Origin of the sequence: Micromonospora sp. A202 (assembly GCF_006715105.1) — a bacterium.
Lineage (GTDB): Bacteria > Actinomycetota > Actinomycetes > Mycobacteriales > Micromonosporaceae > Micromonospora > Micromonospora zamorensis.
This window is the reverse complement of the sequence record NZ_VFMP01000001.1, coordinates 4,808,118-4,822,249: the sequence shown is the minus strand read 5'-3', so window position 1 is coordinate 4,822,249 and position 14,132 is coordinate 4,808,118. Positions and strand designations below refer to the sequence as shown.

Sequence of the window (14,132 nt, the reverse complement as noted above, 5' to 3'; positions counted from 1 at the left end):
CGTGCTGTTTTAGGCGGGGATCGGGCGCGCCACGCGGGCGAATCTGGTTGCGGGTGGAGGGAAGTGGAGTAGAGTGGGGACCAATGGTGAGGCCGGGAGGGCTCACCGGCCCGGGGGGTCAGCGGCGCCGCGAACGCCGCTCAAGGGCGAGGGGGTTGGGCCGATGTTCCTCGGCACCCACACTCCGCGCCTTGACGAAAAGGGCCGGTTGATCCTTCCGGCCAAGTTCCGGGATGAGCTGGCGGGGGGTGTCGTGGTCACCAAAGGGCAGGATCGTTGCCTCTACGTCTTCCCGACTCCTGAGTTCCAGCGGATCGCGGAGCAGTTGCGCGCGCAGCCGATGACGCACAAGGCGGCCCGGGCCTACAGCCGGGTCTTCTTCGCGAGCGCGCACGACGAGGTTCCCGACAAGCAGGGTCGGGTGACCATTCCAGCCCATCTGCGGGAGTATGCCGCGCTTGACCGCGAGTTGGTGGTTATCGGCGCGAGCACGCGGGTGGAGATCTGGGACAAGGTCGCCTGGGAGACCTACCTCGCCGAGAGTGAAGACGACTTCGCCGACATCGAGGAGGGGGTGCTGCCAGGCGGTCTGTAGGGCGGAACGGCGCCCGACGTACTGCGAGATCTCCAGCCGCTTTCGAGTTCCTGGCACCCCTTCCCCGGTGCCAGGCGCACGATCCAGTCATCGGGCGACGGTCCGGTGTCCGGCGGGAGCGGATGGGGATCTGGCGGTACGACGGCAGCGCCGTCCGACGGCAGGCGCACGAAGAGAACGGACGTTTCAACCAGTGGGGGTCATCATGGGGGAGTTGCGCGGCACGCACGTGCCGGTGCTGCTCGAGCGGTGTCTCGAGCTGCTGGCCCCCGCGCTGGGTCGAGGCGGCCGGACGATCTATGTCGACGCGACGCTCGGCCTGGCCGGGCACGCGGAGGCGGTGCTGGAGGCGCACCCGGAGACGGTCCTGATCGGGCTCGACCGGGACACCGAGGCGCTCGCCCACGCGCGGGTCCGACTGGCCCGGTTCGCCGATCGGGTGCACCTGGAGCACGCCGTCTACGACGAGCTGCCGGACGTGCTCGACCGGCTGGGCTATCCGGGCATCGACGGGATCCTGTTCGACCTGGGTGTCTCGTCGTTGCAGTTGGACGCGCCCGACCGCGGGTTCGCGTACGCCCAGGACGCGCCACTGGACATGCGGATGGACCAGACCCGGGGGGTGACCGCCGAGGAGGTGGTCAACACCTACGGGCATCCGGACCTGGCCCGGGTGCTGCGGGTCTACGGCGAGGAGAAGTTCGCCGGCCGGATCGCCTCGGCGATCATCCGGGAGCGGGAACGCGCCCGGATCACCTCGTCCGCGCTGCTGGCGGAGCTGGTCCGGGACTCCATCCCGGCGCCGGCCCGACGATCGGGCGGACACCCGGCAAAGAGAACGTTTCAGGCTTTACGGATCGAGGTAAACAAAGAGCTGGCAGCGCTGGAGACAGCGTTGCCATCCGCGCTCGACGCACTGACCGTGGGCGGTCGCATGGTGGTCCTGTCCTACCACTCGCTGGAGGACAGGCTCACCAAGGCGGCCCTCGCGGACCGGGTCCGCAACACGGGCCCGGTCGACCTCCCGGTCGAACTTCCCGGGTCCGGTCCGACGTTCCGGCTGCTCAGCCGGGGCGCCGAACTGCCCGGGGAGGCGGAGGTCGCCGCCAACCCGCGCGCCGCCTCGGTGCGGCTGCGGGCCGCGGAGCGACTCGACCCGAACGCGACAGAGCTTGGGCGGACCGACCGCGAACGGTCTCGCCGACGGGTGAAGGGAATGCACCAACCGGGCACGGGGTCCGCCTGATCCGTGGGGGGTCAGGGGCACCGGGACGGCAGAGGGACGGACGTTGAGGGGGAGGGACATGAACATTGACAAGCGCGGCCGCCGGGACGTCACCGGCGGCGAGCAGCGCGCACCGCGGTCGGGGGGCCGGACCGCGGCGGAGCGGGCTCCGCGCCTCGGAAACGGTACGCCACGCATCGATCGAACGAATCGGCAGGGGGAGACTCGCGCCCGGGGGGCGCGCGAGTTCCCGACTCAGGGCACCGCCGCGCTGCGACCGGTCGAGAAGGCCGCCAGCGCCACCGTTGCCCGCCCGCCTCGGCTGCGGGTGGCGCCGCCACCGCCGGTGTCGGTGCCGCGCGCGCCGTTCGCGGCGCTGATCGTGCTGCTGGTGGTCGGCGGGGTGCTGGGCATCCTGGCGGTCAACACCAAGATCAATGAGAACGCGTTCCGGTTGGAGCGGTTGCAGCAGCAGCAGGCTCGACTGGATCTGGAGAAGCAGCAACTGGACAAGCAGATCGCCGAGGCCGAGGCGCCGGGCAACCTGACCGCCGAGGCGCGGCGGCTGGGCCTGGTGGACGCCGGCGAGCCGGGCTACATCCGGCTGCCGGACGGCAAGACCATCGGCGTGCCGCAGCCGGCAACCGGCAAGCCGTCGGTGACCAGCCAGGGTGCGGGAGGCTGACCAGTGCCACCAAGGTCGGACGAGCCGCGCCGGGACCCCACGGGGGCCCGGCGCGGTTCTTCGCGTGACGCCGGCCCCGTCGACGGGGAGTCCCGCGCCGGCGAACCAGGCATCGGAGGCATCTCCGGGGCTCGCGCGTACACCCCGAGGGGTCGAACCGTTCGCGAGGAGCGCGGCACGCCGGCGCGCAGCGGGGGCGCCGAGCAGAGGCGTACGCCGCGCAGCACCCGGTCCGGCGACCCGTTCCGGCCGGCGTTGCAGGTGCTCGACGGCGGCCGGGCCGCCGCCCGCGCCGGCCGGCGCGACGCACCGGCCGCTGGGCGCGGCGGCGTCGTGCGCACCGTCTCGCCGCGCACCCCGCGTGCCCCGGGCGTCGACGAGCCGCCGCCACGCCGTCGGACCACGCCACGCGCGCCGCGGCGCACCGACCGACCGGCGGCCCGCCGACCGTCCCGCAAGCCACCGCGCCCGCCGAAGCTGGCCGAGTCGCGACTGCGCCTGCGGTTGGGCACCGCGCTCGCCCTGACGTTGTTCGCCGTCATCGGGATCCGGCTGATCTTCCTTCAGGCGGTCGACGCTCCGGCGTACGCAGGGGGCGGCATCGCCGACCGCCTCCGCACTGTCGAGCTGCCGGCGCCGCGGGGCGCGATCTACGACAGCACCGGAGCACCGCTGGCCCGCAGTGTCGAGGCCCGCTATGTCTTCGCCGACCCGACCGAGGTGAAGGACCCGCCCGCCACCGCGAAGGCGCTCTCCCCGCTGCTCGGCATCCCGGCGTCGAAGCTGGTCGAGCTAATGAAGCCCCGCAGGCTGGAGAACGGCAAGTTGTCCACGTTCGCCTACCTGGCCCGGGGTGTGGAGATCCCGACGGCCAAGCGGGTGCAGGCGCTGGAGCTTCCCGGCATCGGGGTGCACCGCGACGAGAGCCGTGACGTGCCCGGCGGTGATCTGGCGGCCAACCTGATCGGCTTCACCAGTCAGGACATGGCCGGCCTGGAGGGGTTGGAGGCCCGCTACGACGACGTGCTCGCCGGGCAGGACGGCAAGCGGGTGTACGAGGCCGGCCTCGGTGACCTTGCGGCGCCGATCCCGGGCGGCTACAGCCAGACCACTCCCGCCAAGCCGGGCAGCTCACTGACCCTCACCATCGACCGTGACCTGCAGTTCCGCACGCAGCAGATCCTCAGCGCGGGCATGGCCCAGCAGCGCGGCGGCACCGGCGTGGCAGTGATCATCGAGATCCCCTCCGGTGCGGTGCTGGCCCAGGCCAGCAATCCCACCTACAGCGCGGCGAAGCCGTTCCCGAGCGACCCGGTCGCCCGGGAGGACGCGGCGACCAGCTTCGTCGTCGACCCCGGCTCGATCCACAAGGCGATCACCTTCGGCGCGGCGTTGCAGGAGGGTGTGATCACGCCGGACACGGCGTTGCCCATCGCCAACAGCATCAAGAAGGGTGACACCTGGTTCTCCGACACCCATCCCGCCGACGGCAAGAAGATGAGCGTGCCGGGGATGCTCGCCTACTCGTCGAACGTCGGCACCATCACGATCGCCGGCCAGCTCGGCAAGGACCGGTTGATCGACTACCAGAAGCGGTTCGGGCTGGGTAAGCCCACCGGCGAGGGAATGCCGGGGGAGGCCAGCGGACGTCTGCTCCCGGCCGACGAGTGGAGCGACTCGTCGGAGGGTTCGGTGCCGATCGGGCACAGCGTCGACGCCACCCCGCTGCAGATGGCCGCCGCGTACGCCGCCATCGCCAACAACGGCACCTATGTGCAGCCGCACCTGGTCAAGGAGGTGATCGGCCCGGACGGCAAGCGCACCCCCGCGCCGGCACCGGTGACCCGCTCGGTGCTCAGCCCGCAGAACGCGGCGGCCCTGCGCACCATGCTGGAGGCGGTCACCACCGTCGACCGCGCCACCGGGCTGACCGCCGCCGTCCCCGGCTACCGGGTCGCCGGCAAGACCGGCACCGGGTGGCGACTGGTGGACGGCAAGAAGCAGCCCGGCGAGGTGTCCTCGTTCATCGGCATGGCCCCCGCCGAGAACCCCCGGTACGTGATCGCGGTCTTCGCGTACGCGCCCGGTGGTGGGGGCGCGGCGATCGCCGGCCCGGCGTTCCGCGACATGATGCAGTTCACGCTGCGTCACTACCGCGTACCACCGTCAACCGGTGGTTCCGCACCCAAGTTCGTGGTCTATCCGCGCTGAGCAGCAATGGCGGGACATCATCGGTGAGTGCCGACGAACCACCGGGGCGGCTGTGCGGCCGGAACCGGACGACGGGGTAGGGTCTGACGCCGTGCCCGGCAATCCACGTCCACGTACCGTGACCGGAGTCCGGCTCGGCGATCTCGCCGTCCGACTCGCCGTCGACCTTCCGGCGGACGCCGCCGAGGTGGTCGTCACCGGGGCCACCCACGCCAGCCAGGAGGTCCATCCCGGCGACCTGTACGCGGCGTTGCCCGGCGCTCGCCGGCACGGCGCGGAGTTCGCCGCCGGTGCCGCCGAGGCGGGTGCCGTGGCCCTGCTGACCGACCCGGCGGGTGCGGAGTTGGCCGCGGGCAGCGGGCTGCCCGTCCTGGTGGTGCCCGACCCGCGCGCCGTGCTCGGCGAGCTGGCCTCGGCCGTGTACGGCGACCCGACCGCCGGTCTCACAGTGATCGGGGTGACCGGCACCGCCGGAAAGACCTCCACCGCGTACCTGATCGAGTCGGGGCTGCGGGCGGCCGGCCACACCACCGGGTTGATCGGCACGGTCGAGACGCGGCTCGGTGACCTGGTGATCGACAGTGTGCGCACCACTCCGGAGGCGACCGACCTGCACGCCATGCTGGCCACCGCGCGCGAGCGGGGGGTCACCGCGGTGGTCATGGAGGTCTCCAGCCACGCACTGGCCATGGGTCGCGTGGGCGGCGTCCGGTTCGCCGTCGGCGGCTACACCAACTTCGGCTCCGACCACCTGGACTTCCACGCCGACAGCGACGACTACTTCGCCGCCAAGGCCCAGCTCTTCGACGGGCGGTGCGCGGTCGAGGTGCTCAACCACGACGACCCGGCGCTGAAGCCGCTGTACAAGCCGGCCACCGTCACCTACTCGGCGGCCGGCGACCAGGGCGCGAGCTGGTGGGCCGACGGCGTGGGCGGCGAGGGGTACGCGCAGCGGTTCACCGCGCACGGCCCGGACGGCGTGGTCCTGGACGCCGGGGTGGCACTGCCTGGCCGGCACAACGTGGCGAACGCGCTGCTGGCCATCGCCGCGCTGGTCGGTGCCGGGGTGGACCCGACGACCGCTGCGGCCGGGGTGGCCGCCTGCGGTGGCGTGCCGGGCCGGCTGGAACTGGTCGACGTCGCCGCGCCGGTGCGCGGCGTCGTCGACTACGCGCACAAGTCGGACGCGATCGTGGCGGCGCTGGCCGCGCTGCGCGAGTTGAGCGCCGGGCGGCTGATTTGTGTGATCGGCGCCGGTGGTGACCGGGACCGGGGCAAGCGGCCGGTGATGGGCGCGGCCGCGGCGGAGGGAGCCGACCTGGTGCTGGTGACCGACGACAACCCGCGTACCGAGGACCCGGCGGAGATCCGCGCCGAGGTGCTCGCGGGCGCGTACCGGGCCGGAACGGCCGCCCGGATCATCGAGGTGGCCGGCCGTCGCGCCGCGATCGACGAGGCGGTTCGGCTGTCCGAGCCGGGCGACGTGATCGCGCTGCTCGGCAAGGGGCACGAGCGCGGCCAGGAGGTGGCGGGCGAGGTGTTTCCGTTCGACGACAGCATCGAGCTGGCCGACGCGCTGCGGGCCCGCTTCGGGGACCTGGCGGTCCAGCGGTGATCGCGCTGAGCCTGGCCGAGGTGGCCGCGGCGGTCGACGGCCGGCTGGAGGCCGCCGATCCCGCCGCCACAGTGACCGGTTCGGTGGAGTTCGACTCCCGCAAGGTGGGGCCCGGTTCGCTCTTCGTGGCCTTCCCCGGTGAGAAGGTCGACGGGCACGACTACGCGGCGACGGCGATCCAGGCCGGCGCGGTGGCGGTGCTCGGCAGCCGTGCGGTGCCCGGGGTGCCGATGGTGCTGGTGGACGACGCCCTGACCGCGATGGGCCGGCTGGCCCGTGCCGCGGTGGACCGGCTGCCGGAGCTGACCGTGATCGGGGTGACCGGTTCCTCCGGCAAGACCACCACGAAGGACCTGATCGGTCAGCTCACCGCCCGGCTCGGGGCCACCGTGGCGCCGCCCGGTTCGTTCAACAACGAGCTGGGTCACCCGTACACCGCGTTGCAGGCCGGGCCGGACACCCGCTACCTGGTGATGGAGAAGGGCGCGCGGGGGATCGGGCACGTGCGGTACCTGTGTGAGCTGGTGCCGCCCCGGATCTCCGTGGTGCTCAACGTCGGCACGTCGCACATCGGCGAGTTCGGCTCGCAGGACGCCATCGCCCAGGCCAAGGGAGAGCTGGTCGAGGCTCTGCCGGCGGACGGGCTGGCGGTGCTGAACGCCGACGACCCGCGGGTGGACGCGATGGCGGGTCGCACCGGAGCCCGGGTGGTCCGCTACGGCGAGGCCCCGGACGCCGACGTGCGCGCCGAGGACGTCACGCTGGACGAGCGGGGGCACCCGTCGTACACATTGGTCACCCCGGAGGGCCGCGCGGCGGTGCGGCTCGGGCTGACCGGCCGTCACCAGGTCGGCAACACGCTCGCCGCGGCGGCGGTCGCCCGGGAGCTGGGCATGCCGCTGGCCGAGCTGGCCACGGCCCTCGGCGAGCTGGGGCTGGTCTCGACCCGTCGGATGGATGTCTTCGACCGCCCCGACGGGGTGACCGTCATCGACGACTCGTACAACGCCAACCCGGCCTCGATGGCGGTGGCGGTACGGGCGCTGGCCAGTATCGGCCAGGGGCGGCGTACCGTCGCGGTGCTCGGTTACATGGCCGAGCTGGGCCCGTTCGAGCGCGACGGCCACGCCGAGGTCGGCCAACTCGTGGCCGAGCTGGGCGTCGACCGGCTGCTCGTGGTGGGTGAGCCGGCAGCGCCGATCCACGAAGGCGCGACAGCGGTAGCGAACTGGGGAGGAGAGTCGGTGCTGCTCACCGATCAGGCGGCGGCCGTCGAGGTGCTGCGGAGCGAGCTACGACCGGGTGATGTCGTCCTGGTCAAGGGTTCCCGGTACCGGACCTGGGAGGTGGCCGACGCCCTGCGCGCCGACGCCGGTGGGGAGCCAACCCGATGAGGGCCGTCATCGTCGCCGTCGGGGTCGCCTTCCTCGTCTCGCTGTTCGGCACCCCGATCGCGATCAAGTTGTTCACCCGGCTCAAGGCCGGTCAGCCGATCCGGTCCGACGGCCCGGCCATGCACCAGGGCAAGAAGGGCACGCCCACGATGGGCGGCGTGGTCTTCATCCTGGCCACGGTGATCGCGTACGTGGCCGGGCACCTGGCCCTGACCAGCCTGCCGGACCAGCAGATCGCCCAGGTGGAGCCGACCATCACAGCGTTGGTGCTGCTGGGGCTGATGGTCTTCTCCGGCGCTGTGGGTTTCCTCGACGACTTCCTCAAGGTGCGCAAGCGCAACAGCGCCGGGCTGAACAAGCGCGGCAAGCTGCTCGGCCAGATCCTGGTCGGCGCGGTCTTCGGGGTGATCGCGCTGTGGTTCCCGAGCACGATGACCGACGGCTCGGGCCTGGCGACCAACACCGAGACGGTCGGCAGCACCACGCTGAGCTTCATCCGGGACATCGATGCCCTGGAGGTCAGCAAGGTCGGCGCGGTGATCATCTTCATCTTCGTGGTGATGGGCGCGACGAACGGCGTCAACCTCACCGACGGCCTCGACGGTCTGGCCACCGGCGCCTCGGTGATGGTGCTCGCCGCGTACGCGTTGATCGCGTTCTGGCAGTACCGGCACTGGTGCGCGGACCCGAACTACACCCAGCCGTACTGCTACGAGGTCCGTGACCCGTTGGAGATCGCGCTGATAGCCGGGGCGGCCGCCGGGGCCTGTGTGGGCTTCCTCTGGTGGAACACGTCCCCGGCACGGATCTTCATGGGCGACACCGGGGCGCTGGGGCTGGGCGGTCTGATCGCCGGCATGGCGATGTCGACCCGCACCATCCTGCTGCTGCCGATCATCGGTGGGCTCTTCGTGATCATCACGATGTCCGTGGTGATCCAGATCATCTCCTTCAAGACCACCGGTAAACGGGTGTTCCGGATGTCGCCCCTGCAGCACCACTTCGAGTTGGCCGGCTGGAGTGAGGTCAACATCGTGGTGCGTTTCTGGATCATCGCGGGCATCGGCGTGGCCATCGCCCTGGGCCTGTTCTACAGCGAGTTCCTCGCCAACATGACCTGATCGGCCCTCGCGATCCCCGCACTCTCCGGCCGCCCGGACGGCCCGCCCCGCGCGGGTTCCGTCCGGGCGGTTGGTGCGTGAACGGCCGGCGCGGGAGTTCGACACGCCCGGTGCGTCGTTGTGGGCGTGCCCGGCGCGTCCAGCGGTGATGATGTCGGGGTGGGGGAGGACTCAGGCACCGACGACAGGACAGCCGGTCGGCCGCGACGGTCACCGGGCGCGACGCGTACCGCTGCGGCGGGCGCGCCGCCCGACGACGCGCGCGGCGCGGAACCGGGTGCGGCACCGCGGGCAGCGGACCCGCCACCACCCGTGCCACTGCGCGGGTTGGACGGGGCCGGCGGGCTCGCCGCCCTGCGCGGTCTGCTGGCACGACCGCTGGCCTCCTACTACCTGCTGCTGTCCAGCGCCGGCCTGCTGCTGCTGATCGGGCTGACCATGGTCTTCTCGGCGACCAGCGTGAAGGACTACGCCGAGGACGGCAACGCCTCGGCCTCGGTGACCAAGCAGGCGATCTTCGCGGTGATCGGCATCGGGGCGTTCTGGGTCTGCCAGCGCCTGCCCGCCAGCACGTACCGCTCGCTGGGCCGACCACTGCTGTTCACCTCGATCGGGCTGCTGCTGGTGCTCAACCTGCTGCTCGCGTACGCCCGGCTCACCAAGCAGGACTCGGCCCGGATCGGCCCGATCGAGGCGCGGCTGCTCTGGCTGTTCATCGGCGGAATCCAGGTCCAGCCCTCCGAGCTGGCCAAGTTCGCGCTGGTGTTGTGGGGCGCGCACCTGATCGCCCGCAAGGGCGCAGCGTTGGGCTGGTGGCGGGAGCTGGCCACCCCGCTCTTCCCGGTGATGGGCCTGCTCTTCGTCCTGGTCGGCTACAACGACGTGGGCACGATGCTCTGCCTGCTCGCCCTGGTGGTGGGTCTGCTCTGGGCCGCCGGCGTCCGCATGCGGGTCTTCGGCGCGCTGACCGTGGTCGGCCTGCTCGGCGTCGGCCTGCTCATCGCGGTGGCCTCGCTGGGCGCCGGCTCCGGCGAGAAGGGCGAGGACAACTACCGCTTCGCCCGGCTGGCCATGTTCTTCAACCCGCCGGACCCGGAGACCTGCAAGCTCGGCGACTGCCTCCAGTTCTACCAGGGTCGACTGGCCATCGAGCACGGCGGCTGGTTCGGTGTCGGGCTGGGCAAGGGCAGCCTGAAGTGGGACTGGCTGCCCGAGGCGCACAACGACTTCATCTTCGCGATCATCGCCGAGGAGTTGGGCGTGATCGGCTGCGCGGTGGTGCTCGCCCTGTTCGCGGTCCTCGCGTACACCGGGTTGCGGATCGCCCGCCGGGTCGACGACCCGTTCCGCCGCTTCGCCGCCGCCGCCGTGACCACCTGGCTGGTGAGCCAGGCCGTGATCAACATCGGTGGGGTGGTCGGGCTGCTGCCGATCACCGGTCTGCCGCTGCCGTTCATCTCCGACGGCGGAAGTGCCCTGGTGGTGACGTTGGCGGGCATCGGCATGCTGGCGTCCTTCGCCCGCGCCGAACCCGATGCGGCCCGAGCACTGCATGCCCGTCCGCCGGCCCGGTGGGTCCGACTACTCTGGGCCCCGTTGCCGCCGCTTCCCGGACGGCGTCGCCGACCGGCGACGCCGCCCGCTGGCCGAGGGTCCGTACCCCGGTCCCGCGAGCGGCGCCATGACGACCAGGCCGCGCCGCGCGGGGTCCGCCAGGACCGCAACCGCGGGGGTACGGCGAGCGAAAGGAGACGCTGATGGGTCCGCTGCGTTCGGTGGTGCTCGCGGGAGGTGGCACCGGGGGGCACGTCTACCCGCTGCTCGCCTTCGCCGACTGCCTGCGCCGACACGACCCGGGCGTCCGGATCACCTGCCTCGGCACACCACGCGGCATGGAGAACGACCTGATCCCGCCGCAGGGCTACGACCTGCGGCAGATCCCGGCGTACCAACTGCCCCGGTCGGTCAACATGAACCTGGTCCGTACCCCGGGCCGGATGTGGACCGCGGCGCGCGCCGCGGGCAAGGTGATCGACGAGGTGCAGGCCGACGTGGTCGTCGGCTTCGGCGGCTACGTCTCGGTGCCGGCCTACCTGGCCGCCTGGCGTCGCGAGATGCCCATGGTGATCCATGAGGTGAACGTGCCACCGGGTGTGGCCAACAAGCTGGGCATGAAGTTCACCAAGAACGTCGCCGTCGGCTTCCCGCACCAGCCGAGCCAGGCCGAGTCGCTGCGCGACGCCACAGTGGTCGGGGTGCCGCTGCGCCGCACCATCGCCGCACTGGACCGGTACGCGCTTCGCGACGCCGCCCGCGCCCACTTCGGGCTCCGCCCGGACCTGCCGGTGCTCTTCGTCTCCGGCGGCTCGTCCGGCGCCCGGTCGATCAACCTGGCGGTCTCCGGGGCGGCCAAGGAGCTGGCCCGCAACGGCGTGCAGGTGCTGCACGTGATGGGCGCCCGCAACGAACCGGTGCCGATCCCCACCGACCTGCCGGTGCCGTACGTGACGCTGCCGTACCTGTCCGAGATGGAGCTGGGCTACGCAGCCGCCGACCTGATGCTGGCCCGGGGCGGGGCGATGACGGTCGCCGAGGTTGCCGCGATCGGGCTGCCGACGATCTACGTGCCGTACCCACACAGCAACCAGGAGCAGCGGCGCAACGCGCTGCCCGTGGTGGAGGCCGGAGGCGGGCTCCTGGTCGACGACGCGGAACTCACCCCGGCCTGGCTGGAGCGCACCGTCATCCCCCTGATCCGCGACCCGCAGCGGTTGTACGCGATGGGCGCGGCCGCGGGGGCGTACGGCCGACGCGACGGTGACGAGGCCCTGCGTTCCTTCGTCATCCAGGCGGTGGCCCGATGACCGCGCAGTTCACCCCGGCCGGCACGCTCACCGCGGAGGACCTGGGCGCCGTCCACCTGATCGGGGTGGGCGGGGTGGGCATGCTCGGCGTGGCCCGGCTGCTGCTCACCCGGGGCATCCGGGTCTCCGGCAGCGACCTGCGGGAGTGGCCGTCGCTGGCGGGCCTGCGGGCGCTCGGCGGCACCATCTACCTCAGCCACGAGGCGACCAACCTCGACGGGGTGGACACCGTCGTCTACTCGTCGGCCATCCCCTCCGACCACCTCGAGCTGGTCGAGGCGCGTCGGCGCGGGCTGCGGGTGCTGCACCGGTCGGAGGCCCTCGCCGCGGCGATGACCGGCCGCCGGGCGGTGGCGGTTGCCGGCACGCACGGCAAGACCACCACCACCTCGATGGTGACGATGGTGCTCCAGCAGGCCGGTGTGGACCCGTCCTTCGTGATCGGCGGCGAGATCTCCGAGGTCGGCTCGGGCGCCCACCACGGCACCGGCGAGCACTTCGTGGTCGAGGCGGACGAGAGTGACCGCTCGTTCCTCATCTACCGCCCGTACGTCTCGATCATCACGAACGTCGAGGCGGACCACCTCAACACCTACGGCGACTACGCGACGCTGGAGGCGGCGTTCGTGGAGTTCGCCCGCCTCACCGACCCGGACGGGTTCATCATCACCTGCGCCGACGACCCGGGCGGTCGGCGGCTGGCCGAGAGCCTGCGCGCCGAGGGCCGGCAGGTGTTCACCTACGGCGAGGCGGCCGACGCCGACCTGCGGCTGACCGAGATCGTCTCCTCGGCGCGTGGGGTGCGCTACCTGGCCGCGATCGACGGCCGGTCACTGGGCGAGTTCCGGCTGCCGGTGCCGGGACGGCACATGGGGCTGAACAGCGCCTCCGCGGTGCTGGCCGCGTACCTGCTGAAACTGCCGCTGGAGGCGGCCGAGGCCGCGCTGGCGGTCTTCCCGGGAGTGCGGCGGCGCTTCGAGCGCAAGGGCGTCGCGGACGGCGTGCTGGTCTACGACGAGTACGCCTACCACCCGACCTCGATGACCCTCGCCATGCAGACGCTGCGCGAGGTGGCCGGCGACGGGCGGCTGATCGTCGTCTTCCAGCCCTACCGGCTGTACCGCACCCGCGACAACCAGGCGGAGATCGCCGAGGCGCTGGCCATCGCCGACGAGGTGGTGCTGTTGGAGGTCTTCGGGCCGGGCGAGCTGCGCCAGCCCGGCGAGGGCTCGGCGGCGCTGATCGCGGCGGTGGGGCTGCCCGCCGACCGCAAGGTCTTCGTCGACTCGTGGGAGGCGGCGCCGGTCGAGGTGGCCCGCAGGGCCCGCCCGGGGGACGTCGTGGTGACCATGGGCGCCCCGCCGATCTCGCTGATGGGTGACGAGCTGCTCGCCGCCCTGGGGGCGCGTGCGAACGGCTCCGCGCCGACCGCGACCGTCGACCCGGTGGCCACCGCCCCGGTGATCGGTGATCCGGTGCCGGGTGGCGCCACGGCCGGGGGCGACGGAGCGGCCCTCGGTGGCACCGTCGCGCCCGGCGGCACGGCGCCCACGGCCGGATGAGTCCCGGCCCGGCCCGAGGGCGGACCCGCGCCGCCGACGGCGGCGCCCCGCGTCGCGGTCCGGCGCGGCGTTGGCAGCTGGTCCGGGCGAGCCGCGACGCGGTACCGCCCTCGACCCGCCGGTTCATGGCCCGTGCCCGGCAGCGTCGCATGCGCGCGGCGCTGCCCTGGGCGGTGGCCGCCGGGGTGCTCGCGCTGGCCGGGCTGGTCGCCTGGACGGTGCTGGGCACCGGGCTGTTCGGTGTGCGGGAGGTGCGCGTGGAGGGAGCCGACCTGGTCACCCCGGTGCAGGTGCACGACGCGGTCGCCGTACCGGACGGGGTGCCGCTGGCCCGGGTGGACCTGGCGGCCGCCGCCCGCCGCGTGGGCGCGCTGGCGCCGGTGGAGCGGGCCACCGTGTCCCGCGACTGGCCCGGCACGCTGGTGGTGCGGGTGACCGAGCGGACTCCGGTGGCGGCGGTGCCGCAGGGGGAGGCGTACGCCCTGATCGACCGCAGTGGGGTGGCGTTCCGGACAGTGGACCAACGCCCCGCCGGGATGCCGCAGGTGACGGTGGCCCGACCGGCCGCCGACGACCCGGGCACCCGGGCCGGGCTGGAGGTGCTCGTCGCCCTGACCCCGCAGTTGCGCGCCGAGGTGGTGGACGTGAGCGTGGAGGGGTTGGCCCGGATCACCCTGCGGCTGCGCGGAGACCGGACGGTGGTCTGGGGCGACGCGACCCGGGGCGCGGACAAGGCCCGGGTGGCCACCGCGCTGCTCGACGAGGACACCGATCGGATCGACGTGAGTGCCCCGGACGTGGTGACCTTCCGCTGACCCGGCGAGCGCGTCAAGGCGTGACCTGTCGCGCTCCGGCCGGCG

At 72.7% G+C, this 14,132-nt stretch carries 10 protein-coding genes and 1 pseudogene; all 11 read left to right on the top strand.

Annotation, left to right across the window (positions count from 1 at the left end):
- The first annotated feature begins 163 nt into the window (after nucleotides 1–163).
- The 11 genes and pseudogenes from mraZ (at nucleotide 164) to FBZ33_RS22100 (ending at nucleotide 14,087) form a co-directional block, all read left to right on the top strand.
- On the top strand, nucleotides 164–595 hold the full coding sequence (gene mraZ, locus FBZ33_RS22150) for a division/cell wall cluster transcriptional repressor MraZ (RefSeq protein WP_088949385.1): 432 nt from the start codon (nucleotides 164–166) through the stop codon (nucleotides 593–595).
- Between the two features lie 205 nt (nucleotides 596–800).
- Nucleotides 801–1,910 (top strand): annotated as a pseudogene (gene rsmH / locus FBZ33_RS22145) (16S rRNA (cytosine(1402)-N(4))-methyltransferase RsmH).
- A complete protein-coding gene (locus tag FBZ33_RS22140; RefSeq protein ID WP_141910533.1) occupies nucleotides 1,900–2,505 on the top strand; it encodes a hypothetical protein in 606 nt (201 codons plus the stop codon). Before rsmH ends, FBZ33_RS22140 begins: the two are co-directional and overlap by 11 nt.
- Nucleotides 2,506–2,508: 3 nt before the next feature.
- Nucleotides 2,509–4,716 (top strand): penicillin-binding protein 2, encoded by a 2,208-nt coding sequence (locus FBZ33_RS22135; RefSeq protein ID WP_141910532.1) that lies wholly within the window; start codon nucleotides 2,509–2,511, stop codon nucleotides 4,714–4,716.
- A gap of 52 nt (nucleotides 4,717–4,768) precedes the next feature.
- The gene (locus FBZ33_RS22130) at nucleotides 4,769–6,331 is read left to right on the top strand and encodes a UDP-N-acetylmuramoyl-L-alanyl-D-glutamate--2,6-diaminopimelate ligase (RefSeq protein WP_141910531.1); all 1,563 of its coding nucleotides are present in this window, start codon (nucleotides 4,769–4,771) and stop codon (nucleotides 6,329–6,331) included.
- The gene (gene murF, locus FBZ33_RS22125) at nucleotides 6,328–7,725 is read left to right on the top strand and encodes a UDP-N-acetylmuramoyl-tripeptide--D-alanyl-D-alanine ligase (RefSeq protein WP_141910530.1); all 1,398 of its coding nucleotides are present in this window, start codon (nucleotides 6,328–6,330) and stop codon (nucleotides 7,723–7,725) included. The genes FBZ33_RS22130 and murF overlap by 4 nt, the downstream gene beginning before the upstream one ends.
- Complete coding sequence (mraY, locus tag FBZ33_RS22120) at nucleotides 7,722–8,846, top strand: phospho-N-acetylmuramoyl-pentapeptide-transferase (RefSeq protein WP_088949380.1); 1,125 nt, start codon at nucleotides 7,722–7,724, stop codon at nucleotides 8,844–8,846. The genes murF and mraY overlap by 4 nt, the downstream gene beginning before the upstream one ends.
- Before the next feature lie 312 nt (nucleotides 8,847–9,158).
- A complete protein-coding gene (locus tag FBZ33_RS22115) occupies nucleotides 9,159–10,604 on the top strand; it encodes an FtsW/RodA/SpoVE family cell cycle protein (protein WP_141912868.1) in 1,446 nt (481 codons plus the stop codon).
- Nucleotides 10,604–11,710: an undecaprenyldiphospho-muramoylpentapeptide beta-N-acetylglucosaminyltransferase gene (murG, locus tag FBZ33_RS22110; protein WP_099856017.1), complete on the top strand. Its 1,107-nt coding sequence runs from the start codon at nucleotides 10,604–10,606 to the stop codon at nucleotides 11,708–11,710. The genes FBZ33_RS22115 and murG overlap by 1 nt, the downstream gene beginning before the upstream one ends.
- Nucleotides 11,707–13,272, top strand: coding sequence for a UDP-N-acetylmuramate--L-alanine ligase (murC, locus tag FBZ33_RS22105; protein ID WP_141910529.1), 1,566 nt, complete (start codon nucleotides 11,707–11,709; stop codon nucleotides 13,270–13,272). Before murG ends, murC begins: the two co-directional genes overlap by 4 nt.
- Nucleotides 13,269–14,087 carry a cell division protein FtsQ/DivIB gene (locus FBZ33_RS22100; RefSeq protein WP_088949376.1) on the top strand — a complete coding sequence of 273 codons (819 nt, stop codon included), beginning with the start codon at nucleotides 13,269–13,271 and terminating at the stop codon, nucleotides 14,085–14,087. Before murC ends, FBZ33_RS22100 begins: the two co-directional genes overlap by 4 nt.
- Nucleotides 14,088–14,132: the final 45 nt, after the last annotated feature.

Bases quoted from the DNA above. Each gene is read 5' to 3' on its own strand.
- FBZ33_RS22100 (WP_088949376.1), top strand. From the start codon at position 13,269: ATGAGTCCCGGCCCGGCCCGAGGGCGGACCCGCGCCGCCGACGGCGGC.
- mraY (WP_088949380.1), top strand. From the start codon at position 7,722: ATGAGGGCCGTCATCGTCGCCGTCGGGGTCGCCTTCCTCGTCTCGCTG.
- mraZ (WP_088949385.1), top strand. From the start codon at position 164: ATGTTCCTCGGCACCCACACTCCGCGCCTTGACGAAAAGGGCCGGTTG.
- murC (WP_141910529.1), top strand. From the start codon at position 11,707: ATGACCGCGCAGTTCACCCCGGCCGGCACGCTCACCGCGGAGGACCTG.
- FBZ33_RS22140 (WP_141910533.1), top strand. From the start codon at position 1,900: ATGAACATTGACAAGCGCGGCCGCCGGGACGTCACCGGCGGCGAGCAG.
- murG (WP_099856017.1), top strand. From the start codon at position 10,604: ATGGGTCCGCTGCGTTCGGTGGTGCTCGCGGGAGGTGGCACCGGGGGG.